Annotated in this window: 22 protein-coding genes; 12 read left to right on the forward strand and 10 right to left on the reverse strand. The window is 68.6% G+C overall.

Annotated elements, in window-relative coordinates; all coding sequences use genetic code 11:
• Positions 1–82: 82 nt before the first annotated feature.
• Both glpK (IEZ09_RS43195) and IEZ09_RS43200 read right to left on the reverse strand, forming a co-directional pair.
• Complete coding sequence (gene glpK, locus IEZ09_RS43195) at positions 83–1,573, reverse strand: glycerol kinase GlpK (protein ID WP_189259672.1); 1,491 nt, start codon at positions 1,571–1,573, stop codon at positions 83–85.
• Positions 1,574–1,598: 25 nt separating this feature from the next.
• Complete coding sequence (locus IEZ09_RS43200; protein ID WP_189259673.1) at positions 1,599–2,363, reverse strand: IclR family transcriptional regulator; 765 nt, start codon at positions 2,361–2,363, stop codon at positions 1,599–1,601.
• A 244-nt stretch (positions 2,364–2,607) separates the two neighbouring features.
• On the opposite strand from IEZ09_RS43200, the gene IEZ09_RS43205 reads away from it, so the two are divergent.
• The 5 genes from IEZ09_RS43205 to IEZ09_RS43225 all read left to right on the forward strand — a co-directional run bounded on the left by IEZ09_RS43205 (position 2,608) and on the right by IEZ09_RS43225 (position 7,806).
• On the forward strand, positions 2,608–3,363 hold the full coding sequence (locus tag IEZ09_RS43205) for an MIP/aquaporin family protein (RefSeq protein ID WP_189259674.1): 756 nt from the start codon (positions 2,608–2,610) through the stop codon (positions 3,361–3,363).
• Between the two features lie 23 nt (positions 3,364–3,386).
• A complete protein-coding gene (gene glpK / locus IEZ09_RS43210; RefSeq protein WP_189259675.1) occupies positions 3,387–4,904 on the forward strand; it encodes a glycerol kinase GlpK in 1,518 nt (505 codons plus the stop codon).
• A 66-nt stretch (positions 4,905–4,970) separates the two neighbouring features.
• Positions 4,971–6,539: a glycerol-3-phosphate dehydrogenase gene (gene glpD / locus IEZ09_RS43215; RefSeq protein WP_229813457.1), complete on the forward strand. Its 1,569-nt coding sequence runs from the start codon at positions 4,971–4,973 to the stop codon at positions 6,537–6,539.
• A 1-nt stretch (position 6,540) separates the two neighbouring features.
• The gene (locus tag IEZ09_RS43220) at positions 6,541–6,849 is read left to right on the forward strand and encodes a hypothetical protein (protein WP_189259677.1); all 309 of its coding nucleotides are present in this window, start codon (positions 6,541–6,543) and stop codon (positions 6,847–6,849) included.
• 24 nt (positions 6,850–6,873) lie between these two features.
• Complete coding sequence (locus IEZ09_RS43225) at positions 6,874–7,806, forward strand: glycoside hydrolase family 6 protein (protein ID WP_189259678.1); 933 nt, start codon at positions 6,874–6,876, stop codon at positions 7,804–7,806.
• A gap of 44 nt (positions 7,807–7,850) precedes the next feature.
• On the opposite strand, the gene IEZ09_RS43230 is transcribed toward IEZ09_RS43225, so the two are convergent.
• Positions 7,851–8,696: a helix-turn-helix domain-containing protein gene (locus IEZ09_RS43230; protein ID WP_189259679.1), complete on the reverse strand. Its 846-nt coding sequence runs from the start codon at positions 8,694–8,696 to the stop codon at positions 7,851–7,853.
• A gap of 61 nt (positions 8,697–8,757) precedes the next feature.
• On the reverse strand, positions 8,758–9,675 hold the full coding sequence (locus IEZ09_RS43235) for a DUF6891 domain-containing protein (protein ID WP_189259680.1): 918 nt from the start codon (positions 9,673–9,675) through the stop codon (positions 8,758–8,760).
• An 85-nt stretch (positions 9,676–9,760) separates the two neighbouring features.
• Between IEZ09_RS43235 and IEZ09_RS43240 the strand changes: the two genes are divergently transcribed.
• Positions 9,761–10,663 (forward strand): lysyl endopeptidase, encoded by a 903-nt coding sequence (locus tag IEZ09_RS43240; protein ID WP_189259681.1) that lies wholly within the window; start codon positions 9,761–9,763, stop codon positions 10,661–10,663.
• Here IEZ09_RS43240 and IEZ09_RS43245 read toward each other — a convergent pair.
• Together IEZ09_RS43245 and IEZ09_RS43250 are read right to left on the reverse strand one after the other, a co-directional pair.
• Entirely contained in the window at positions 10,660–11,061 is a 402-nt protein-coding gene (locus IEZ09_RS43245) for an SsgA family sporulation/cell division regulator (protein ID WP_189259682.1), read from the reverse strand. The two genes, IEZ09_RS43240 and IEZ09_RS43245, sit on opposite strands and share 4 nt — an antisense overlap.
• A 382-nt stretch (positions 11,062–11,443) precedes the next feature.
• Positions 11,444–12,385 (reverse strand): pirin family protein, encoded by a 942-nt coding sequence (locus IEZ09_RS43250; protein ID WP_189259683.1) that lies wholly within the window; start codon positions 12,383–12,385, stop codon positions 11,444–11,446.
• Positions 12,386–12,417: 32 nt separating this feature from the next.
• On the opposite strand from IEZ09_RS43250, the gene zapE reads away from it, so the two are divergent.
• Complete coding sequence (zapE, locus tag IEZ09_RS43255) at positions 12,418–13,371, forward strand: cell division protein ZapE (protein ID WP_229813458.1); 954 nt, start codon at positions 12,418–12,420, stop codon at positions 13,369–13,371.
• A gap of 61 nt (positions 13,372–13,432) precedes the next feature.
• Positions 13,433–14,209, forward strand: a complete 777-nt coding sequence (locus IEZ09_RS43260) for an ion transporter (RefSeq protein ID WP_189259693.1) — start codon at positions 13,433–13,435, stop codon at positions 14,207–14,209.
• 60 nt (positions 14,210–14,269) lie between these two features.
• Here IEZ09_RS43260 and IEZ09_RS43265 read toward each other — a convergent pair whose 3' ends face one another.
• A complete protein-coding gene (locus tag IEZ09_RS43265) occupies positions 14,270–17,140 on the reverse strand; it encodes a right-handed parallel beta-helix repeat-containing protein (protein WP_189259684.1) in 2,871 nt (956 codons plus the stop codon).
• Positions 17,141–17,608: 468 nt separating this feature from the next.
• Here IEZ09_RS43265 and IEZ09_RS43270 point away from each other — a divergent pair, with 468 nt between their 5' ends.
• On the forward strand, positions 17,609–18,451 hold the full coding sequence (locus IEZ09_RS43270; RefSeq protein ID WP_189259685.1) for a geranyl diphosphate 2-C-methyltransferase: 843 nt from the start codon (positions 17,609–17,611) through the stop codon (positions 18,449–18,451).
• Complete coding sequence (locus IEZ09_RS43275; RefSeq protein ID WP_189259686.1) at positions 18,451–19,515, forward strand: family 2 encapsulin nanocompartment cargo protein terpene cyclase; 1,065 nt, start codon at positions 18,451–18,453, stop codon at positions 19,513–19,515. Before IEZ09_RS43270 ends, IEZ09_RS43275 begins: the two co-directional genes overlap by 1 nt.
• On the opposite strand, the gene IEZ09_RS43280 is transcribed toward IEZ09_RS43275, so the two are convergent.
• On the reverse strand, positions 19,512–19,790 hold the full coding sequence (locus IEZ09_RS43280; protein ID WP_189259687.1) for a hypothetical protein: 279 nt from the start codon (positions 19,788–19,790) through the stop codon (positions 19,512–19,514). The two genes, IEZ09_RS43275 and IEZ09_RS43280, sit on opposite strands and share 4 nt — an antisense overlap.
• 71 nt (positions 19,791–19,861) lie before the next feature.
• Between IEZ09_RS43280 and IEZ09_RS43285 the strand changes: the two genes are divergently transcribed.
• On the forward strand, positions 19,862–20,869 hold the full coding sequence (locus tag IEZ09_RS43285; protein WP_189259688.1) for a Ppx/GppA family phosphatase: 1,008 nt from the start codon (positions 19,862–19,864) through the stop codon (positions 20,867–20,869).
• On the opposite strand, the gene IEZ09_RS43290 is transcribed toward IEZ09_RS43285, so the two are convergent.
• Together IEZ09_RS43290 and IEZ09_RS43295 are read right to left on the reverse strand one after the other, a co-directional pair.
• Positions 20,866–21,213, reverse strand: coding sequence for a low affinity iron permease family protein (locus tag IEZ09_RS43290; RefSeq protein ID WP_189259689.1), 348 nt, complete (start codon positions 21,211–21,213; stop codon positions 20,866–20,868). The two genes, IEZ09_RS43285 and IEZ09_RS43290, sit on opposite strands and share 4 nt — an antisense overlap.
• Before the next feature lie 72 nt (positions 21,214–21,285).
• Complete coding sequence (locus IEZ09_RS43295; RefSeq protein WP_189259690.1) at positions 21,286–21,468, reverse strand: hypothetical protein; 183 nt, start codon at positions 21,466–21,468, stop codon at positions 21,286–21,288.
• Positions 21,469–22,017: 549 nt separating this feature from the next.
• Between IEZ09_RS43295 and IEZ09_RS43300 the strand changes: the two genes are divergently transcribed.
• The gene (locus IEZ09_RS43300; RefSeq protein ID WP_189259691.1) at positions 22,018–22,836 is read left to right on the forward strand and encodes a mechanosensitive ion channel family protein; all 819 of its coding nucleotides are present in this window, start codon (positions 22,018–22,020) and stop codon (positions 22,834–22,836) included.
• The last annotated feature ends 85 nt before the right edge of the window (positions 22,837–22,921 follow it).

The raw sequence follows: 22,921 nt of genomic DNA on the forward strand, positions 1-22,921 counted from the left end.
TCAAGCGGTGGCCGTGCCCATGTCAAAGATCAACAGCCCCCTGGTTAAAACACCAGGTGGACAAAAGCGCCGTTCATCGAGATCAGTTCGGGGTGGAGCGGGCCCACGCGAACGTGAGTTCCACGGCTCGCTTCCAGTTCGCGTACTCGTCCTCGCGGTGCCGGGCGTCCATTGCCGGGTTCCACCGCGCGGCCAGATGCCAGTTGCGGCGCAGTCCCTCGAGGTCCGGCCAATATCCGGCGGCGAGGCCTGCGGCATAGGCGGCACCCAGTGACACGGTCTCGGCAACCAGCGGCCGTTGCACGGGGATGTCCAGCACGTCCGCGATGAACTGCATCAACAGGTGGTCGGCGGTCATCCCGCCGTCCACCTTCAACACCGGTGTCGGCGCCCCGAGGTCGGCGTTCATCGCGTCGACGACCTCGCGCGTCTGCCACCCGGTCGCCTCCAGCACGGCCCGCGCCAGGTGGCCCTTGTTGATGTACGAGGTCAGCCCGACGACGAGCCCGCGCGCCTGCGCGAGCCAGTGCGGCGCGAAGAGCCCCGAGAACGCGGGCACGATGTAGCAGCCGCCGTTGTCCTTCACCGTGCGCGCCAGCGTCTCGATCTCCGGCGCGCTGTGGATCAGCCCGAGGTTGTCGCGGAACCACTGCACCAGCGACCCGGCGACGGCGATCGAGCCTTCCAGCGCGTACGCCGGTTCGCCGCCGATCTGGTAGCCGATCGTCGTCAGCAGCCCGTGCTTCGACCGCACGAGCTCGTCGCCGGTGTTCATGAGCAGGAAGCCGCCGGTGCCGTAGGTGCCCTTGATCGAGCCCTTCTCGAAGCACGTCTGCCCGAACAACGCCGCGTGCTGGTCGCCCAGCGCCGCCGTGATCGAGATGCCCGGCACCACGCGGGTGGTCGTGCCGCGGATCTCGGTCGACGGCCTGATCTCCGGCAGCATCGCCGCCGGCACCCCGAAGAACTCCAGCAGCATCGGATCCCACTGCCGCGAACCGAGGTTCATCAGCATGGTCCGCGACGCGTTGGTCACGTCGGTGACGTGCAGGCCGCCGTTGACACCGCCGGTGAGGTTCCAGATCAGCCAGGTGTCCATCGTGCCGAACAGGACGTCACCGCGCTCCGCCCGCGCCCGCAGCCCGGCCACGTTGTCGAGCATCCAGCGCAACGAAGGCGCCGAGAAGTAGGTCGCCAGCGGCAGACCGCACCGCTCGCGGACCTCCTCGATGCCGGGCTGCTTCTCCAGGGACGCAACGAGTTCCTCGGTGCGGATGTCCTCCCACACGATCGCGCGCCCGACCGGCACACCGGTGTGGCGGTCCCACAGCACGAACGTCTCGCGCTGGTTCGTGATGCCCAGCGCGACGACCTGCTCGGCGGTGATCCCCGCCTGGCGCAACGCCTGCGGCATGATCCGGTCGACGTTGCGCCAGATCTCCACGGCGTCCTGCTCGACCCAGCCGGGCCGCGGGTGGTACTGCCGGTGCTCGCGCTGGGCGACCGCGACCAGGCGGGCGTTCTGGTCGAACACGATGCAGCGGGTCGACGTGGTGCCCTGGTCGATCGCCATCACAAACCGTTGCACGGCGCGCCTTTCAGTTCTCGTCGACCAGAGACGTGGTGACCGCTTCCGCGGCCTGGGACACCTGACGCACCAGCGTCGCACGTGGCCTGCCCGCGGCGTCGCAGAGGCGGTCCACGGGGCCGGAGATGCCGATCGCGCCGACGACCAGGCCGCCGGGAATCCGGATCGGCGCGGCGATGCTGGCCTCGCCGGGCATGTACTCCTCGGCCTCACCGGCCCAGCCCTGCGCGCGCACCTCGGTCAGCACCCGCTCCAGCGCCTGCGTGCGCGTGATCGTCCTGCGCGTCAACGACGTCAGCTCGCGCCGGCGTGCGGCCGCCGACAGGTCCGGGTCGTAGGCGAGCAGCACTTTGCCCAGCGCGGTCGCGTGCAACGGGAGCATCGCGCCGATGCCGAGGGTCTGCACGGAATCGTCTGGCCGGAAGACGTGGTGCACGACGAGCACGGCGCCGTCGTGGTGCATGCCGATCCGCACCTCCTGTCCGCTGCGGGCCGCCAGGGTGTCCGCCCAGTTGATCGACCGCGAGCGCAGCTCGTTCGCGTCGAGGTACGACGTGCCGAGGTGCAGCAGCGCCGCGCCGAGCCGGTAGCGGCCGGTGGCCTGGTCCTGCTCGACGAACTCGACCCGTTGCAGCGTGCGGAGAATCCCGTGCGCCGTGCCGCGCGCCAGACCGAGCGAGTCGGCGATCTCCGTGAGACCGTGGTGGCCGGAGCCACGCGCGAGCAGCCGCAGCACTGCTGCGGCGCGTTCGATCGACTGGATGGGTCCCGGCACGGCGAGAAACGTAATTCAGACGACCCGTGTCGGCAATGTCGAACCGCTACGGCCGCCATCTGCCCTGGAAAACCGCCGGAAACGCCTTGTCTGAGCACAGCGTGACCGAGTGGTCACAGGAATGCACCCCACTGGTGTCGACATTGTCGAAACGTGCGTGTTGAGCAGGCGTGACGTGGCTCATTACGTTCCGCCTCAATCACCAGCGGGTGATCAGCCGTTCAAGGACGAATGGGAGGCCAGCGTGGGTCTCGGGTCAGTGTTCCTCAGCGAGGTGCTCGGTACGGGCGTCCTGCTGTTGCTGGGTGCGGGCGTGGTGGCCAACGTGCTGCTCGCCAAGTCGAAGGGGTTCGACGGCGGGTGGCTGTTGATCAACTTCGGCTGGGGCCTCGCGGTCTTCGCCGGCGTGTACGTCGCCTACAAGTCGGGCGCGCACCTCAACCCGGCCGTGACCGTCGGCATCCTCACCAGTGGTGCGGCGGAGTACGCCCCTGGTGTTCCGGTCAGCGCGGGCTCGACCGTCGTGTACTTCGCAGGTGAGATGCTCGGCGCGTTCCTCGGTGCCGTGCTCGCGTGGCTCGCGTACAAGCCGCACTTCGACGAGACGCCCGACGAGGGCCTCAAGCTCGCCGTCTTCTCCACCGGCCCGGCGATCCGCAGCTACACCTGGAACCTCGTGTGCGAGATCATCGGCACGTTCGTCCTGGTCTTCGTGATCCTCGCGTTCGGCAAGACCCCGACCCAGATCGGCCCGCTGGCCGCGGCCCTGCTGGTCGTCGGCATCGGTGCCTCGCTCGGTGGCCCCACCGGCTACGCGATCAACCCGGCTCGCGACCTCGGCCCGCGCATCGCGCACGCCCTGCTGCCGCTCTCGTACAAGGGCACCGACGGCGAGGCCATCGGTAAGAAGGACTCCGACTGGGGTTACGCCTGGATCCCCGTCGTCGGCCCGCTCGTCGGCGGCGCGCTCGCCGGTGTCATCGCCTCGCTCGCGTTCTGACCATCCCGAAAGGACAAACTTCGATGACGCAGTACATCCTCGCCGTCGACCAGGGCACGACCAGCACGCGGGCGATCATCTTCGACCACAGCGGCTCCATCGTCGCCGTGGGCCAGAAGGAGCACGAGCAGATCTTCCCGCGGGCCGGCTGGGTCGAGCACAACCCGGTGGAGATCTCCGAGAACACCCGGTTCGTGATCGGCCAGGCGCTCGCCGCCGCCGACCTCAACACCGGTGACCTCGCCGCCGTCGGCATCACCAACCAGCGCGAGACCGCGGTGGTGTGGGACAAGAACACCGGCGAGCCCGTCTACAACGCGATCGTCTGGCAGGACACCCGCACGCAGGCGATCGTCGAGGAGCTCGGCGCGCTCGGCGGTGGTGCGGAGCGGTACAAGGCCAAGGTCGGCCTGCCGCTCGCGACCTACTTCTCCGGTCCGAAGATCCGCTGGATCCTCGACAACGTCGAGGGTGCCCGCGAGCGCGCGGAGGCCGGCGACCTGCTGTTCGGCAACACCGACACGTGGACGCTGTGGAACCTCACCGGCGGCCCCAACGGCGGTGTGCACGCCACCGACGTCACCAACGCGTCGCGGACGATGCTGATGGACCTGGACACCCTGCAGTGGGACGCGGAGATCGCCGCCGAGATGGGCATCCCGCTGTCCATGCTCCCGGAGATCCGTTCCTCCTCGGAGGTCTACGGCCACGGCGGCCCCGGCGGGGTGCTGAAGGGCGTGCCGATCGCGGGCATCCTCGGTGACCAGCAGGCCGCGACGTTCGGTCAAGCCTGCTACGAGCCGGGCACCGCCAAGAACACCTACGGCACCGGCAACTTCATGCTCCTCAACACGGGCACGGAGAAGGTCGCGTCGAAGAACGGCCTGCTGACCACGGTCTGCTACAAGATCGGCGACGAGGCCCCTGTCTACGCGCTGGAAGGCTCCATCGCGGTCACCGGCTCGCTGGTGCAGTGGCTGCGCGACAACCTCGGCATCATCGGCTCCGCCCCGGAGATCGAGACGCTGGCCCGCACGGTCGAGGACAACGGCGGCGCGTACTTCGTGCCCGCGTTCTCCGGCCTGTTCGCCCCGTACTGGCGGGCGGACGCGCGCGGCGCTGTCGTCGGCCTGACCCGGTTCGTCAACAAGGGCCACCTGGCGCGTGCCGTGCTGGAGGCGACGGCGTTCCAGACCCGCGAGGTCCTGGACGCGATGAACGCCGACTCCGGCGTGCCGCTGACCGAGCTCAAGGTCGACGGCGGCATGGTCGCGAACGAGCTGCTGATGCAGTTCCAGGCCGACGTTCTCGACGTGCCCGTGGTGCGTCCGGTCGTCGCCGAGACGACCGCCCTGGGTGCCGCGTACGCCGCGGGTCTCGCCGTCGGCTACTGGTCCTCGCTGGACGAGCTGCGCGCCAACTGGGCAGAGGACAAGCGCTGGACGCCCGAGCTGGCCGCCGACGAGCGCGAGCGCGAGTACCGCAACTGGAAGAAGGCCGTCACCAAGTCGTTCGACTGGGTCGACGCCGACGTTCGCTGAGCTGGTTCTCTTTCTTAGGAGCTGAAGTTGTTCGCGAGGCTGGATCCGGCTCGGCGTGCTGACTCGGTGCGTTCGTTGGGCTCGACGGAGTTCGACGTGCTCGTGGTCGGAGGTGGTGTGGTCGGTGCGGGCGCGGCGCTGGACGCGGCGTCGCGCGGGCTCTCCGTCGCGCTGGTCGAGGCACACGACTGGGCGTCGGGCACGTCGAGCAGATCCAGCAAGCTCGTCCACGGCGGGCTGCGGTACCTGGAGCAGCTGGAGTTCAAGCTGGTTCGGGAAGCTCTGAAGGAACGCGGACTGCTGCTGCGCCGGCTCGCACCGCACCTGGTGCGGCCGGTGCCGTTCCTCTTCCCGCTCGAAAAGCAGTGGGAACGCGCCTACGTCGGCGCGGGCGTACTGCTGTACGACTCGATCGGCGGCGCCGGAGCCGTGCCGATGCACCGGCATCTCTCCCGTCGCAAGGCCTCCGAGATCGGCCCGTCGCTCGACCCGTCGAAGTTCGCCGGCGCGATCCGGTACTACGACGCGCAGATGGACGACGCGCGCCTCGTGCTGACCCTGGTCCGCACGGCCGCCCAGCACGGCGCGACCGTGCTGTCGCGGGCGCGGGTCACCTCGCTGCTGCGGTCCGGCGGCCGCGTGACGGGCGCTCGGGTGTCGGTGGACGGTTCCGTCGTGGAGGTCCGGGCGCGGCGGGTGATCAGCGCGACCGGCGTGTGGACCGACTCGCTGAACTCGATGACCTCTGGCGCGCCGCCGTTCCACGTGCGGATGTCCAAGGGTGTGCACATCCTGGTGGACCGCTCGAAGATCCAGCTCGACGGCGGGCTGATCACGCGGACCGAGAAGTCGGTGCTGTTCGTGATTCCCTGGGGCCGTCACTGGATCATCGGCACCACGGACACGCCCTACTCCGGCGACCCCGCTTCGGTCGCCGCCACCGCCGAGGACGTCTCGTACATCCTCGACCACGTCAACGCACTGCTCCGTTCGCCGCTGTCGGTCGACGACGTCGTTGGCACGTATGCGGGTCTGCGGCCGTTGCTGGACGGCGCGTCCGGCGACACGGCCAAGCTGTCCCGCGAACACGCCGTGGCACAGCCGGAACCGGGCTTCTTCGTGATCGCCGGCGGCAAATACACGACCTACCGCGTGATGGCCGCCGACGTCGTGAACGCCGCTGTGTCCGGCCTCGGCCGCGCGGTCGCACCATCGCTGACCGCCCGCCTGCCGTTGTGCGGCGCGGTCGGCTACCACGAGCTGTGGGCGGACCGGGCTCGAGTCGCCGCCGAGTCCGGCCTGCCCACGTCCACAGTGGAGCGTCTGCTGCAGCGCTACGGCTCCGCGATCTCCGACGTGCTGGCGCTGGTCGCGCAGGATCCGTCGCTCTCGGCCGAGGTGGCGGGCCACCTCGCGGCCGAGTTCGTGTACGCGGTGACCCACGAGGGCGCGCTGGACCTGGAGGACGTGCTCGCCCGCCGGACCCGGATCGCGATCGAGCACCTCGACCAGGGCGCGTCCGTCGCCGACGCGGTCGCCGACCTGATCGCCGGTCCGCTCGGCTGGTCCGCCGCGGAACGCGACGCGGCGGTGCAGGCCTACCGGGAGTACGCGACGGAGATGGCGGCGAGATGAGATGGACCCGCGAACCGGTGCTGCGGAGCTGATCGAGCGGTTGCGGCTGGAAGGCGGCTTCCGGCTGTTGCCGCTGCTGGGGAACACCGGGCAGGTCGCAGGGGTGCACCTGACCCGGTTTCTTCCCGGCGGGCACCTCGACGTGATCCAGGCGTGGGACGAGCGGTGGGCGGCGTACGCCCGGCTGCCCGACGTGCTGGACGCGGGGTCGCCGTTCACCGGGCCTGCCGGTGGGACGTTCCGCAGCGGCCCGTTCGCCGGGGTCGTCGCTCCGCTGCTGCCCATTCAGTCCGGACTTACCGCCCCTTAAGCGGCTCGCGCGAGTGTGCTGAGCATGATGAGAGCACTCGCGCTGGCCCTGCTGGCCGTCGTGGCGACCGCCCCGGCCGCGCACGCCGCCAGCCCCGTCAGCCTCACCGACGGCTTCTACGTCGACCCCGACTCCAACCCCGCCGTGTGGGTGCGCACCCACGCCGGCGACGGGCGTCAGGCCGCCATCAAGGCGAACATCTCCTCCAAGCCGATCGCCCGCTGGTTCGGCAACTGGAGCGGCGACATCAAGTCCGCGGTGTCCAGCTACGTCAACAAAACCGGCACAAAGCTGCCCGTCCTGGTGGCCTACAACATCCCCGGCCGCGACGCGTGCGGCGGCCACTCCGGTGGCGGTGCCGGCACGCCGGAGGCCTACCGTGCCTGGATCTCCGCGTTCGCGGCGGGCATCGGCACGCGTCCGGCGGTCGTGGTGATCGAGCCCGACTCGCTGGCGGACTTCAACTGCCTGGACAGTGCGAAGATCGCCGAGCGCACCGCGATGATCAAGTACGCCACCGAGCAGTTCAAGGCCAAGGCGCCCAACACGTGGGCCTACCTCGACGCGGGCAACGCGCAGTGGGTGCCGGCTCAGACGATGGCGGGCAGGCTCGACGCGGCGGGCGTGCGCAACGTGCGCGGCTTCTCGATCAACGTGTCGAACTACCACACCACGGCCGCGTCGACGACGTACGGCAACGCGGTCAGCGGCAACCTGCCGGGCTACACCAAGCCGTACGTGATCGACACCAGCCGCAACGGCAACGGCCACAACGGCGAGTGGTGCAACCCCGGTGGCCGCAAGCTCGGCACCCCGGCCCGCACCGGTGGTGGCGCGGAGATGTTGCTGTGGGTCAAGGTTCCCGGTGACTCGGACGGCAAGTGCGGCAAGGCGCCGACCGTCGAGGCCGGCAAGTTCGACCCGCAGCTCGCGTACGACCTGATCTACGGCTACTGATCGGCCCGGCTGCCCCAGGGCACGTCCCTGGGGCAGCCACGCGGTCAGCTTCGCTGCAGGACGGGTTTCGCGGCTCGAAGGGCCCTGACGTACTCCATCAGCTTGTCCTTCGACTGGTCCGGGTCCAGGGAGATGGCGTCGAGGCGCTCGAACAGCCGCCTGGCCCGGTTCACGGACAGGTCGTTCTGCGCGAAGACCTGGGCCGTGTCGGACTCGCTGTACGTCACGGGTGAGGCCTTGTCGAACTCGTACAGCGTGCATTTGTCGTGCGTGGCAATGCTCCTGAAGTGCGCGGGCACGATGCGCAGGACGTGCGTGTTGAACAGCAGGCGGAGGTACTGGTCCTCCATCAGCTTCGCGTCGCCGACCCGCAGTTGCAGGGCGATCTCGTGGACGAAGAACAAGCACTCGGGCCGGAAAGGCCGCCGCAGCACGGTCTGCCGCTCCATGCGGAGGTCGACGAACCTGTCGACCTCCTCCGGTGCGTTGAACGCCGACTCCGCGATCAGCTGCTGCGCGTAGCTCTTCGTCTGCAGGAGCACCGGCGGCTGCAGCACGTCGAAGCTGGTGATCTTCGTGGCCATCGACTCGGTCATGGCGAGCGTGCGGAGGTTGCCGGGCACCTGGGCGAAACACGTGTCGAAGGCGTTGTAGTAGCGGTCGCGGAAGGCTTCGATGGCGTCGATGTCCTGACCGCACACCGTGAGGTACTGGACGAGGTCGATCTCGCTCGCTCGCACCTTGCCGTGCTCGATGTTGGAGACTTTGCTGGGATCCCACCCGAGCTGGATGGCGAGCGCGCGGCCCCTGAGGCCGGTGAAACGCTGCCGCAGCCGGCGCAGTTCGTCGCCGAGATCCCTGCTGTAGGGGGTCGAAGTCGTCACTGTCACGTCTTCGACGCTATGGCTTGTTTTTAGTCCATGATACGGGCTCGTTCGGGTGAAAACGCCGCTAGCCGACCAGGCGGCGGCGCCAGTCCAGGGGAGTGACGGTGATGGAGCGGCCGGGGTCACCGTCCCACTCGGCGCGGAGTCCGGCTGCTTCAAGGGCGGCCACGACCTCGCGTCCGATGGCCGCGGTGGTGTCGGACGTGCCGTCGAAGCCGCCGTAGTAGAGCGTCAGGCCGTGGCCCGCCGCGGCGGAATCCGTGCACTGGCTGTGGAAGTAGACGAAGCCGCGGGCGTCCGGCTCGGCCTCGGCACCTATCTCGGCCTGACCGCAGCTGCGGCAGCATGTGAAGTTCTCGCGGGCGGTGATTCCGTTGTCCTGCAAGGCGGTGAACGCGCGCGTGAGCCGTTCGGGATCGGTCTCTCCTCGCCACGAGGCCTGCTCAGCGACCCGCTCCAGCCACAACCGGTCGGCCAGCACCCGCGCCTGCTCGCGCGACACGGGCCGGCTGTCCTCAGTGGACAGATAGTCCTCCGCGAGCTCGGCCAGTTCGGCGCGGGTGGTGTAGCCGCCGGCCAGCACCTCGCGGACACGCTGCTCCAGCTGCTCGCGTTCGCTTTCGTCGAGGTCGAGCGGCGGAACCTCCTTCGAGGGGCCCAGATCCAGCCGTGACCAGACGAGAGCACCGTCCCATCCGGCCTCCTCGCGGGCCCAGCCGGTGATCGTTGCGATGACGGCGTCCGGACTGCCGGTCGTCGCCTGGAAGTGCTGATCCGCGGTGCCGTCGCGGTGCTCCAGCGTGTAGTCACCATCGGCCTCGTGCCAGATCTGGGCGAAGACGTTCGGCAGATCGGGCACCCGCTGGACCACCAGGAACCGGTCGCCCTCACCGCCGATGCGCCGGACCAGCCCGGCGAGCTCCTCGGCGGACACGCGGACGTGCCGCTGCCAGTTCTCGGTCTGCACCACGATCTCGAGCATGCGCAGACTCTGGCACATCCAGGCCGGCCCTTGATCAGCTGGCTATGGTGGAAGCAGGCCGCCACCTGACGAAGGGACATTCGTGATGAGGCGGCCCTGGTTCCCCGCTCTCCTCGCCGCTGTGCTGGCCCTCACCGGCCTCACGGCACTCGACCCCGCACCGGCATCGGCACAGCAGTCGCCGCGGTCGGCGATCTACGGCGGCGGCCCGTTCTACGCCGACGGCCAAGCCGTGATGAACACCCTGCGCGCCTCCGGGTTCACGACCGTGATCCTCTGGAGCATCCACGTCCACCCGAACGGCGACCTGTACTACAACGACGTCCTGATCGTGCAGAACGGCCGGTACGTCGGCGACCCCGGCTGGCCCGCGCGCCTGAAGACGCTCAAGCAGGCACCCACGAGCGTCAACCGGATCGAGGTCAGCATCGGTGCCTGGGCCGTGCCGGACTGGGAGAACATCGCCAAGCTGATCAGCTCCCAGGGCACCGGGTCGTCGAGCATCCTGTACCGCAACTTCCAGGCGCTGAAGACCGCCACCGGTGCCGACGCGATCAACAACGACGACGAGTCGTACTACCAGGTCGACGCGACCGCCAGGTTCGCCAGGATGGCGGCCGGGCTCGGGTATTCGAAGTTCACGTTCGCGCCGTACACGAACCAGTCGTTCTGGGCGAGCCTCAAGAACAACCTCGGCGCCCTGGTCGACCGCGTGTACCTGCAGGGCTACGCGGGCGGCGCGGGCAACAACCCGGCCACCTGGAACCGCGCCCTCGGCATGACGGTGGACCCCGGGCTGTGGAGCAGGCACGGGTCGGGGTGCTCAGCGGGTGACTCGCCCGCGACCGTCGAGACCAAGATGCGCTCGTGGCGCGGGTCGGCCGGGATCGTCGGCGGCTTCATGTGGCTCTACGACGACATGAAGACGTGCTCGGCGCAGGGGACCGCGGCGGCCTACGCGCGCGCGATCCGCAACGGCGTCAGTTAGTCGAGCAGCTTGCGCAGTTCGGCGTCGAAGTCGATGTAGTCGTTCTCGCGTCCGGGGGCGACTACGTCGTAAGTCGAGTTGAGGAACTCCTGCAGTTCGGAGGACCTCACGTGGAACACCGCCTGCGACACGTCGGACCGCAGCTCGAGCACGGCGGTCGTCGAGTTGTGCGGGCGCAGGCGCACGTCGCCGGCACCGCTGGTGGTGATCAGGCCGTCGGCGAGCAGGTCGCGGCTCACCAGCCACACCGTCTCCTGGCGTCCCATGCGGAACGTCATGGTCACGGCGTGCGGGTCGTCAGCGCGGTAGCCGAGCTCGACCTCGACGGGCATGGGGCGCCCGGAGGGAGCGATGAAGGCGAAGACGGACTCGGCGCCCACTCGTGTCACGTTCGTCATGCCCTCCTAGACGCGCGGCAACCGCCGTGGATGCCTCGATCAGGAAAAGCGATCGGAACGTGATTTTCAACGGTCTGGAACTATGACTTTTGACAACCAAGCGTCCTGACCAGTTGAGATGTGTGTCACCGCCGGGGCTGACCTGCTGGTTTGTTCTCGTCGCGTCCGGTTGCATCCGGCCCGTTTCGGACTTGTGACGGCCCGAAAGTCGGGCGAACCGTGCCCCTCTGCCTCCATTCGGACTAGAGACTGAGAGGCTTTCCGTAGTCAATTCGGCACGGAAAGTGAGACCGGCTGTCGCGGTCTTGAAGCGGGCATCAGTCGGACCGGGTAACCGAATCTGCCATGGACGAAGGCCAGCGGTTTCTGATCGGCCTGCTCGCTACGCGGGGTTGCCGCGGGGACGCAACCGGCCGCCCGGCAGCGGCGGTGCGGGCAGCCGGGCGCCGGCGTAGCCCTCCACGCGGCCGAACCTGTCGGTCTCCGCCTGCCACTCGTCTCGGTAGGCCACGATCTCGTCGTGGGTGCGGCCGACGAAGTTCCACCACATGACGATCTCCTCGCCGAACGGCTCGCCGCCCAGCAGCACGACCCGCGCGCCGTCACAGGTGGAAAGGCGCAGCGTGGTGCGGCCGGTGCCGACGTAGCCGAGCGCGCCGGGGGTGAGAGCGGTCTCGCCGACGGTCACGTCGCCGGTGTCGAGCAGGACGCCGTGCTCGAACTCTCGCGTCACGTCGAGTTCGATCGTTGCCCCTGCGGGCAGGACGATCTCCGCGCCCAGCAGCGGTGTGAAGGTGGTCACAGGAGACGTCGATCCGGCCAACGAGCCGAGGAACACGCGGATCTCGGCGCCGTTCCGCGTCACGGTCGGTGGCGCGTAGTGCTGGAAGTCGCGCGGGGCGTCCCGGTGGGCGTCGGGCAGGGCGAGCCACAGCTGCACGCCGTGCAGGACGGTGGAGGACGGCGTCGACACCTCGGAGTGCGCGATGCCGCGGCCGCCGGTCATCAGGTTCAGCTCGCCCGGCCGGACGAACGCGTGCACGCCGAGGCTGTCGCGGTGCTCGATCTCGCCGGTGAAGAGCCAGCTGACGGTCTGCAGCCCGGTGTGGGGGTGTGGCGCGACGTCCATCTTCACGTTGTCGGGGCCGTAGTGGTCGCAGAAGCACCAGGCGCCGATGAACGAGCGTTGCTTCTGCGGCAACGTCCTGCGCACCGACATGGCGCGCGGGCCGCCCAGCGGAACGTCCCGCGGCTGGAGGACTTCCACCCCGCCGGGGGTGGAGGCGCACGTCACTTCTGCGGGCTCGGCCTCGACATTGCTCACGGGTGCGATCGTAAGCTGGCGCGGGGGTAACAGTGGATCTTCACGCCAGGCTGCTCGCGCACGTGTCCCGCAGCGGCTACGTCCTGGACGACGCACAGCTACGTGCCGTCGACCGGCTCGCCTCGCTGGGGGAGCGGCGGCGGGGTGTCTACCTGCACGGACCGGTCGGCCGGGGCAAGAGCTTCCTCGCCGACGCGTTCTTCGACGTGCTGCCCGTGCGCCGCAAACGCCGGGTGCACTTCCACTCGTTCTTCCAGGAGCTGCACGCGCGCATCTCGGCCCGGCTGCACTCGCCGGGCGCCGTGCGGAAGGCGGTCGACGAGCTGATCGGCCGGTGCGACGTGCTGGCGTTCGACGAGTTCCACCTGCACGACGTCGGCGACGCGATGCTGATGACGCGTCTGCTGGAGGTGTTGAAGGCGCGTGGCGTCATGGTCGTCGCCACCTCCAACTACCCGCCGGACGGCCTGCTGCCCAACCCGCTCTACCACGACCACTTCCTGCCCGGCATCGCGTTGGTCCACGAGCTCATGGACACCGTGGAACTGGCCGGTCCCACCGACTACCGGCACCTGCACGGCCGTCCGCGCTCCCGGTTCGAGACCGGCTCGATCGTCACGTCCGCGGACCTGCCCGCCACACCGGTCGTCCTGGAGGTCAACGGCAGGCACGTCACGGCGCTGGGGATCGACGGCAGCCGCGTCTGGTTCGACTTCGGCGACCTGTGCGAGAAACCGACGTCCACGCAGGACTACCTGGTGCTCGCCGACCGCTGCGACGACTGGGTGATCGCCGGCGTGCCGCGGCTGGAGACCTGCGATCGCGAGGCGCAGCAACGGTTCGCGAACGTCGTGGACGTGCTGGTCGACCGCGATGCCCGGCTGACACTGGTGAGTGAGCACCCGCTGGCCGAGATCGTCGGCGGCGAAGCTCTTGATCTCGCCCGCACCGCGAGCCGCCTGGAGCTGATCAACACGACCGGGTGAACAGTTGGACGGCCTCCACCGCCGATAGCTTCCACAACCCTTGTGCTAGGAGCGGTGAGTGATGATGCTGCGCGCCCGCGTCGGCTCGGTTGTGGAGAGCAACCGGTTCCAGCTGTTCATCGTCGGCGTGATCGTGGTCAACGCGATCACGCTCGGAGCAGAGACGTCGACGGTCCTGCACGCGCGGTTCGGTCCCGCGCTGACGGTGATCGACCACCTCGCGCTCGCGATCTTCACGCTCGAACTGGCCGCCCGCCTCTACGCGTTCGGCTGGAGGTTCTTCCGCGACCCGTGGAACGTCTTCGACTTCGTGATCGTGGCGATCGCCCTGATTCCCACGGCCGGGCCGCTGTCGGTGCTGCGGTCGTTGCGAATCCTGCGCGCGCTGCGGCTCGTCGCGATGGTGCCGAGCATGCGACGTGTCGTGACGGCTCTGGTGAAGTCGATTCCGGGTCTCGTGTCGCTGTCGGGTCTGCTGGTGCTGCTCGTCTACGTCGGCGGCGTGATCGCGAGCAACCTGTTCGGCGACACCGGCGACCCGCGGTTCACCGGCCTGGGGCCGACGCTGCTGACGCTGTTCCAGATCACCACCGGCGACGGGTGGTCGGACGTGATGCGCGACCTGATGGAGCAGAAGCCGCTCGCGTGGATCTTCTTCCTGATCTACCTGCTGGTCGGGTCGTTCACCATGCTCAACCTCTTCATCGCGGTGGTGTGCAGCGCGATGCAGGAGGAGATCACGGTGCCCGCACCCCGCACCGCGTCGCACGACGACCTGCTGCTGCAGGAGGTCCGGGCGTTGCGGGACGAGGTGCGGGCACTGCGTTCCGCCGCGTAGCCAGGGATCCCGACCGGCGACGCCGCCGTACACCGATCGGGACCCCTGCAACCCCCGTTGTCACGGGGTGACCGGGACGTTCGTCAGGCCTTTCTTCGCGCGGGTGACCGTGTTCGAGGCGTGGACGACGTTCGGGTTGTCCTTGCACTTGGACGTCGACGTGATCTTGATGGCGTACTCGCCGACCCCGCCGAGGTCGGAGGAGTTGTTGCGCCACACGTTGCCGCAGCCGTTGGCGAACGACGGCGAGGTGCTCGGGTTGTGGGTCTCGTAGCCGTTCGCGAACGTGCCCGGCGTGGCGAAGGTGCCGGTGTTGTTCTCGATGCGGTAGCCGATGCCCTTGACGTCGATCCACGAGTCCGCGGAGTTCTCGCCGGTGATGCCGCGGCCGTCGAACGTGTTGCCCTGGATCAGGCCGTTGTGCGTGCCTTCCTTGACGTCGATCGGTTCGGCGGCGATGCCGGGGCCGATCCTGTTGCCGATCACCTGGACGCGGTCGGAGCGGTCGACACCGCCGGAGTTGCCGTGGCAGGCCCAGTTCGAGTTCGCCGATCCGATGTAGACGCCCTCGCCGTAGCCCTTCTGCACCAGGCCGGTGTCGGTGATCGTGGAGTTCCTGATGACGCCGTCGGCTGACGAACGCCGGAAGTGCACGGCCTCCTCATCGGTCTTCGTCACCGTGACACCGTCGATCGTCACGTGGTGGGAGTTGTCGAGGACGATGCCCTTCTTGGACTCCTTGACGGTGAATCCCTTGAGGTTCCAGTGCGGCGCGCCGTACAGCCAGAGTCCGTAGCCCGAGTCCCAGCCGGCGGTCGGGGCAGGGCAGGACGGTGCCTCACCCGACGGGCCGTCGTTGATCAGGACCGCGGACGACGGGCCGGTGAGCGTGATCGGGGCGCTCGCCGTGCCCGCCCTGGTCGTCACGAACGAGCCGCGGTAGGTGCCGGGCGCGAGCGTGATGGTGTCGCCGGGCTTCGCGGTGGCCAGCGCGGTTTTCAGCTGCTCGGCGGTGGTCACCGTGCCGGGCGTCTCCTCGTCCGGCGGGGGCTCGCTCGGCGTGCCGGAACCGGGAACGTTCTTGAGGAACAACGACTTCGCCGAGTCGGTCCTGGAGTTGTCGACGCCGTGGCCGCCGGTGTAGTCGCGCTGCTCGTTCTTCGCCCAGTCCGCGATGGGCGTGCCGCCGACGTCGAGGTGCTTGTACGCGGTGCCGTTCCAGCCGAACTGGTGGATTCGCTGCCGGTCGTTGTAGAAGGGCTCGAACGCGCCGCCGGCCGACAGCTGTTTCGTCATCTCGTTGTTGAAGAAGACGTTGCGGGGGCCGGTCGCGCCGGACCACTTGACGGCCTTCTTGCCCGCGCCCCACCAGATCGGGAACCAGTTCGAGTCGTCGGGGCCGCCGCCGCCCTCCTCGCCGCAGTTGGAGCGGCAGTTGCCGGAGCGGTGGGCGTAGGGGACGCGAACCGTGTTGAGCTCGAACAGGTTGTTGCGTTCCCAGCCGCCGTGCAGGTTCAGGTCGGAGTCGAAGTCGTTGCCGATCACGACGTTGCCGGAGGCGGACCACTGGAAGGTGAAGTGGCGCAGGTTGCGCGAGGTGTTGCCGGCGTAGAGCGAGTCCCAGACGCGCGAGCCGCGGAAGTATCCGTTGCCGCCCTTGCCCTTGTTCCACGAGCCGTCGAGGTGGTTGTCGACGATCTGGAGGTTCTTGGCCTCCTCGGTGACGATCGGGTGCGACCCCGTCATCTCCGCGCGGATGCCCCTCACCCACGAGTTCGCCGCCCACTTGAACACGATGCCGTGCATTTCGTCCGCGGGAGCCATGTTGCCGTAGTTGTTGACGGCCTCGGCGGGGTTGAGGTTCGGCATCGCCTGTGTGAAGCCGAAGTTCTCGAACCCGACGCCGAGGACCGGGTCCACCAGCGGCGACACCTTGGAGTCGTAGGTCGCCCCGGCTATCGCCGGTGAACCGTCCGAGGTGGAGTTGACCGGGACGTCGAACTCCAGTGGTTTGTCGAGCGTGACGGTGGTGCCCGACACCGAGGCCACGGTGAAGATCTGCTGGCGCATGTGCATGTTCAGCAACGGGTACGTCGTTCCGGTCGCGAACTGCTGCTCGTAGAACTTGACCGAGTTCGCGGCACGGACGTTGACGAGCATGCCGGCCTTGATGTTGGTGGCCGACTGCACCTGGATCGCGCGGTCACCGGTCTTCGCGGCGGCGCGCACCTTCGTGCCCGCCTTCCAGTGCACGTTGACCGTGCCCTCGAAGATGTCCTTGCGGTTCTCCGGCGCCGACGCGTAGTCGTTCGCGTAGGCCTGGTGGACCCCGCGCGACTGGACGCGGAACAGGCCCCGGCCCGGCCACAGCCAGCCGCCCTTGCCCTGGCCGTAGGTCATCCCGTCCTCGTCCCAGTCCGAGCCGTCGGGCGTGATGGCGTCGTAGCGGGTGTTGGCGTCGGGCGTGTAGACGATCTTCGTGGCGGTCGCGCCGGCACCCCTGATGATCAGGTAGTCGGCGTCGACGTGCAGCTCCTTGGCCACCTTCAGCTCGCCGGCCGGCAGCGTGATGAGGCTCAGCCTGGAATAGCTCGCAGTCGGCGAACACTGCGTGCGGATGGCGTCGATCGCGGCCTGCAGCCCGGCGCTGTCGTCGGCGGAGTCATTCGGGTGGACGTTGAACCCGGAAGCGAGTTCTTCCGCGGTGATCTGACAACTCGCGCTCGGGTTCACGTCATTGTTTCCGGGTAGCACGCCATTACCGCGATACCCCGCCTTCGACCAGTCGTAGAGACCGGAAATGGGGGCACGCCGGTTGCTCGACGAGACGTCCAGGCCGGTCAGTGCGGGTGCAGCGGCCGCAGCGGTCGCGGGAACGGCGAGTGAACCGATTAAGAGCAGTGTTAACAGAGGTAGGGAGGTTCGCGTCATTGACAACCCTCTTCGGCAGGGCGGGGCCATTTCTTTGTAGTCGAAGGGTGCATATGTGTCAAATATTCACATTCCTGAATCAGGTAATCCTGAAACGGTTTTCAATGACGGTTTTCTGCTCGTTCGAACAGTTCTTCTGGCAGCTCACGGTCCTGAATCGTGCGAGGCGATTGGGCCGATCGCGCACGGCGGCGGCTCAGGGAGGCTGTGCGGCGATGTACCGGGATTTTCTTCCAAGCGGCGTGGAATTCTCACGCCTCTTGTCATCCGGATGGACGCGGGAACCCCACGAAAGTGGGGGTAGCGCACCGGGTACGCGAGTTGAGGGACCTACCGTGACGCACCTTCCGCCGCACCCGTTCGTGTCCGAACCAACCCTGATCGGCGGATCGCCCGCTGCGCCGACTGCTGCAAAGGTCGAATGCTGTTCGGCAGTGAGCGTTCCAACGAACAGGAGCACCACAGGTCATGGCGAGCCCCACTGTGAAGCCGGTTCTGCGCACCGACTACCAGCGTTCCGTTGCGGACTACTGGAACAAGGAGAAGGACCCGGTCAACATCAAGCTCGGTGAGGTCGACGGCCTCTACCACCACCACTACGGGCTCGGTGCCTACGACCCGGCCGTGCTGGAGCAGGGCGACGAGGCGATCATCGCGGAGATGCACAGGCTGGAGACCGCGCAGGCCGAGGTGCTGCTCGACCACTTCGGCGACATCCCGCCGGGAGGCAGGCTGATGGACGGCGGCTCCGGCCGCGGCGGCACGAGCTTCATGGCCAACGCCCGGTTCGGCTGCGAGGTCGACGGCGTCAGCATCTCCGAGCAGCAGGTGGCGTTCGCCAACAACCAGGCCAGGGAACGCGGTGTCGCCGACCAGGTCCGGTTCCACTTCAAGAACATGCTCGACACCGGGTTCGAGACCGGCGCGTTCACCGGCATCTGGACCAACGAGACCACGATGTACGTGGATCTCCAGCAGCTGTACGGCGAGTTCGCGCGGCTGATCGCGCCCGGCGGCCGGTACGTCTGCATCACCGGCTGCTACAACGACCTCACGGGTGGCCGTTCGCGCGCGGTCAGCCAGATCGACCAGCATTACATCTGCAACATCCACCCGCGCAGCGAGTACTTCAAGGCGTTGGCGGACAACGGTTTCGTGCCGATCAGCGTCGTCGACCTGACGCCGGAGACCATCCCGTACTGGGAGCTGCGCGCGAAGTCGTCGGTCGCGACCGGCATCGAGGACCCGTTCCTCACCGCGTACAAGGAGGGTTCGTTCCACTACCTGCTGATCGCAGCGGATCGCGTCTGATGAGGGATCTGCTTTCCGGGCCGTCCGGGCTGGGCACGTCTGCTGCCCGGCTCGGCCGGCCCGAGGCCGTTGACCTGCCTGGGGAACCCGGCTACGCGGAACGCCCGTGGGGCGACGGCTCGGCGCCACCGCTGTACGTGCCGGTGCTCGAACGCGAGGACGACCTGCTGGCCGCCGCCGTCGACGAACGGCTCATCGCCTGGGCGGGCGAGTGCGGTTTCGAGGAGCCGGAACGGTTCCTGGGCGGCATGTTCGGCCGCCTCGCCGTGCTGACCCACGTGGACACCGACGACGTCGAGCAGCTGCTGATCGCCGCGAAGCTCAACGCGGCGTGGTGGGCCGCCGACGACCTCTACGCCGACAGCACCGAGATGGGCGCGGTCCCGGCCGAGCTGCCGCCCAGACTGGCGCTGGCGATGGCCGCGATGGACCCGGTGGCGCCCGCCGCCGAGTTCACCGAGGAACTCGAGGAGGTCCTGGCGTCGGACCCGGTGCTGGTCGGGCTGCGGTCGGGCATCGCGCACCTGTCGTCCCGCAGCACACCCACTGTGGTGCAACGGGTCTGCTACTCGACGTTCGCGATGTTCGTGTCGTGGAGCGCCTACGCGGCGTGGCGGCACACCGGCAACTACCCGCCGGCGTGGCAATACCTCGCGACGCGCCAGCACGACACCTTCTACACGTCGATGACGTTGATCGACGCCGTCGGCGGGTACGAGCTGCCCGCGCCGCTGTACTACGACCCGCGCGTGCGGCAGCTGCTGACCGCGGCGGGCACGGCGTCGGTGATGGTCAACGACCTGGTGTCGGTGGAGAAGGACGCCGCCGACGAGAAGCCGGTCTGCAACATGGTGTTGCAGATCGCGGCCGACCGCGAGTGCTCGATCGCCGAGGCCACCGCGCGGACGGTGGAGCTGCACAACCAGCTGGTGCGCGACTTCGAGGCAGGCCACCGGGCGCTGCTGGCGGTGCCGTCACTGGAGCTGCACCGGTTCCTGAAGGGCACCAAGGCCTGGATGGGCGGCGGCTTCGAATGGCACACCACCCATCCGCGCTACCGCTAGGTGAGACGCCGCCGCAGCTCCGGCAGGAACTCCGGGTCCTGGCCCACGAGCGCGGCGGCGTTCAGCTCGTGCGGGATCGCCGTGTTCGGCTCGCGGTCGAGCAGGTACCGGATGATCTCGCCGACCAGCGCGGACTCGTCGGGCTCTGCCAGCGCCAGGTCGTCGAGGAACGCCTCGGAGAGCACGACGTGGTGCGTGGTCGTCTCGGTGCCCTCGTGCACTTCGGCGGCGTACTCGTGGTCGGTCAGGGTCATGACGCGAACATCCGTGCTCATGGCGGTCGGCTACCCACGAGCACATCGGGGAAACCGGTATCGACGCGGCCGGATCCGGGTATGTGCGGTAGATGCGTCTTGGTGTGCTGGACATCGGATCGAACTCCGCGCAGCTGCAGATCGTCGACGTGCGGCCGGGCGCCCCGCCGCTGCCCGCGCACGCCGTGAAGGAGCCCACCCTGCTCGGTGAGGAGATCCTCCCGGACGGGGCGATCAGCGACGACGGCATCGAGCGGGTGGTGCGGGCCGTGGCGGACGCGGTGAGCGCCGCTGCCCGGCACGGCGTCGACCAGCTCTACCCGTTCGCGACCTCCGCGGTGCGCGACGCCACGAACCGGGACGACGTCGTCGACCGCATCCAGCGGACCGTCGGCATCCGGCCGCAGTTCCTCGACGGGGAGCAGGAGGCCAGGCTGACGTACCTGGCGGCGCACCGCTGGTACGGGTGGTCGGCCGGGCGGTTGCTGTTGTTCGACATCGGCGGCGGATCCATGGAGATCGCGCTGGGCCGCGACGCCGATCCCGACCTGGCGTTGTCGCTGCCGCTGGGCGCCGGCCGGCTGACCCGCGCCATGCTGGCGCACGACCCGCCGAAGCGCTCCGAGGTGAAGGCGTTGCGCCGGTACGTGCGTGAGACGCTGAGCGAGGTCGTCGACCGGTTGCGCTGGGAGAGCGTGCCGCGCAACGTGGTGGCCACGTCCAAGACCTTCAAGCAGCTCGCCCGCCTCGCCGGGGCGCCACCGCAGCGGGAGGGGCCGTTCGTGCGGCGCGTCCTGACGGTGGACGACGTTCGCGAGTGGATTCCGCGGCTGGCCTCGATGTCCGCGGCGCAGCGGGCACGGCTGCGCGGTGTCTCGCAGCCCAGAGCGAGACAGATCCTCGCCGGGGCCGTCGTCGCGCACGCCGTGATGAGCGCGCTCGGCGTCGAACGGCTGCGGGTGTGTCCGTGGGCGTTGCGCGAGGGGATCATGTTGCGCCATCTGGAGGCGAACACGAGTGGCAGCGTCGACCTGCCGTTGCAGCCGCTGGTGCGGCTGACCGACCAGCAGGAGGCGACGGTGACGCCGCTGCACCACTAGTGGTCGGGCTTGCGCGCCTCGGCGAGCTGCTCCTGTTCCCTGATCTCGCGGTTCTCGACGTTGATCAGCCGCGAGTCGGCGCCGCGCGTGGCGTCGAGCAGCTCGTCGAGCTTGAGCAGCACGGCGTGGGTGTGCCGGGCGTTCGTGTGCTGGATGGTGACGAGCATCAGCAGGCTGAGCAGCGCGCCGGTCGAGTAGACGGTGATCTGCCACCAGTGCGGGAAGCCCGTGACGATGCCGGTGACCAGCAGGCCGATCACCACGAGCGAGCCGATCCCGGCCGTCCACGCGGAGCCGGCCCACCTGGCGAACGCCTGCACGACCGTGGCGAGGAGGTCTCTCATCGCGAGCTCAGCGCCAGCACGCGTTGTTGCTGGACATGACGGTGGCCTACCCCGCGTCGGCGTCGCCAAACATCACCCCTTGACGCCCGTGTGCGCCAGGGCGGTCATCGTGGCGGCGGCCAGCTGCACGTTCCACATCGGACCGCCGTAGTTGTCCGCGAACTCGGCGCCATCGAACGGACCGCAACAAGCCGAGTTCCTCGGTGGCGAGCCGTACCGGTTCCGGTGTCGCACGCCGTCGGGCTCCGCGGTCACCGAGGTGACCGTCGGCGATCGAGTCGTCCGGTCGGTGCGGGGCGAACCGCGGCCGCGACCGAACAGATCCCTTTGGCGGTAAGGGATTCGGACACCGTCGCGCTGGACGGGCGGGCCTCACCGCGCCGCACAACGGCGCGTTCGACCCGACGATCTCCGTGCGTTAGTCCACAGTGGACATTCGGTTCACCCTTATGTCGCAACGGTAGAACGCATGTTCGCGCTGTGCGCGGGGTATTCGGTGATCCCTGATCTCGGCTCGAGGCCGCTCACACGCGAGGGAGTGGTTGTGATGGCACACGTGCGTCGTCTGGTTGACGTCCGGACCGGTGACGAATTCGATCAACCGGTTCCCTTCGGTCTGGTGTACCCGGTGTGCACCGCGGACGGGTCCGCCCCTCCGAGTCAGCGCGGACGCACGTGGGAACACCTCGTCGCGAGCGACCGCGAACTGCGGCCCGTCTCCTGAGCTCCGTGTGAAGGAAGCCCGCACCGGGTATTGCCTGGTGCGGGTGACCCGGCCGGGTGCCCGTGCGAAGGGAGCTCGACATGGACTTCGAACAAGGGCTGACCGACGCCTGGCGCGCGGTCGCGACGTTCGTGCCCAAGCTGGCGGCCTTCCTGCTGATCCTGTTGATCGGCTGGTTCGTTGCCAAGGCGCTGGCCAAGCTGGTCGACAAGGTGCTCGAGCGGGTCGGGTTCGACCGGCTCGTGGAACGCGGCGGTGTGCGGCAGATGTTGTCGCGCACCAAGTACGACGCGTCTGATCTGCTCGCGAAGCTGGTCTACTACGCGCTGATCCTGATCACGCTGCAGATCGCGTTCGGTGTCTGGGGTCCGAACCCCGTCTCCGAGTTGCTGACCGGCATCGTGGCGTGGCTGCCGAAGGCCGCGGTCGCGATCATCATCATCGTGGTCGCGGGTGCGATCGCCAACGCTGCCAAGGACTTCATCGGTGGCGCGCTCGGTGGCCTGTCCTACGGGCGCGTGCTCGCCAACATCGCGTCGATCTTCATCTGGGCGCTGGGCATCATCGCCGCGCTGAACCAGATCGGTGTCGCCACCACGGTGACCACGCCGGTGCTGATCGCGGTGCTCGCGACGGCCGGCGGCATCCTCGTCGTCGGTGTGGGCGGTGGCCTGGTGCGGCCGATGCAGCAGCGGTGGGAAGGCTGGCTGGGACGCGCGGAGCAGGAGCTGCCGCAGGCCCAGGCACAGGCCGAGGCCTACCAGCGCGGTCGTGAGGACGCCGTGCGGGCCGGGACCGAGACCACTCCGGTCACGCCGGCCGAGCCGGTCACCACGACCCAGCGCCAGGTGCCGACCGAGGACCCCGTGCTCGGCGCGCGGAGGCCAGAGGACCTCTAGGCCCTTCCTCACCCCACGCCCGCTTGCGATGAAGGGCTCCTTCCTCCACTGAACTGGTCCCGGAAAGTTGGACTGGCTAAGTAAA

The organism is Lentzea flava, assembly GCF_014648475.1.
Lineage (GTDB): Bacteria > Actinomycetota > Actinomycetes > Mycobacteriales > Pseudonocardiaceae > Lentzea > Lentzea flava.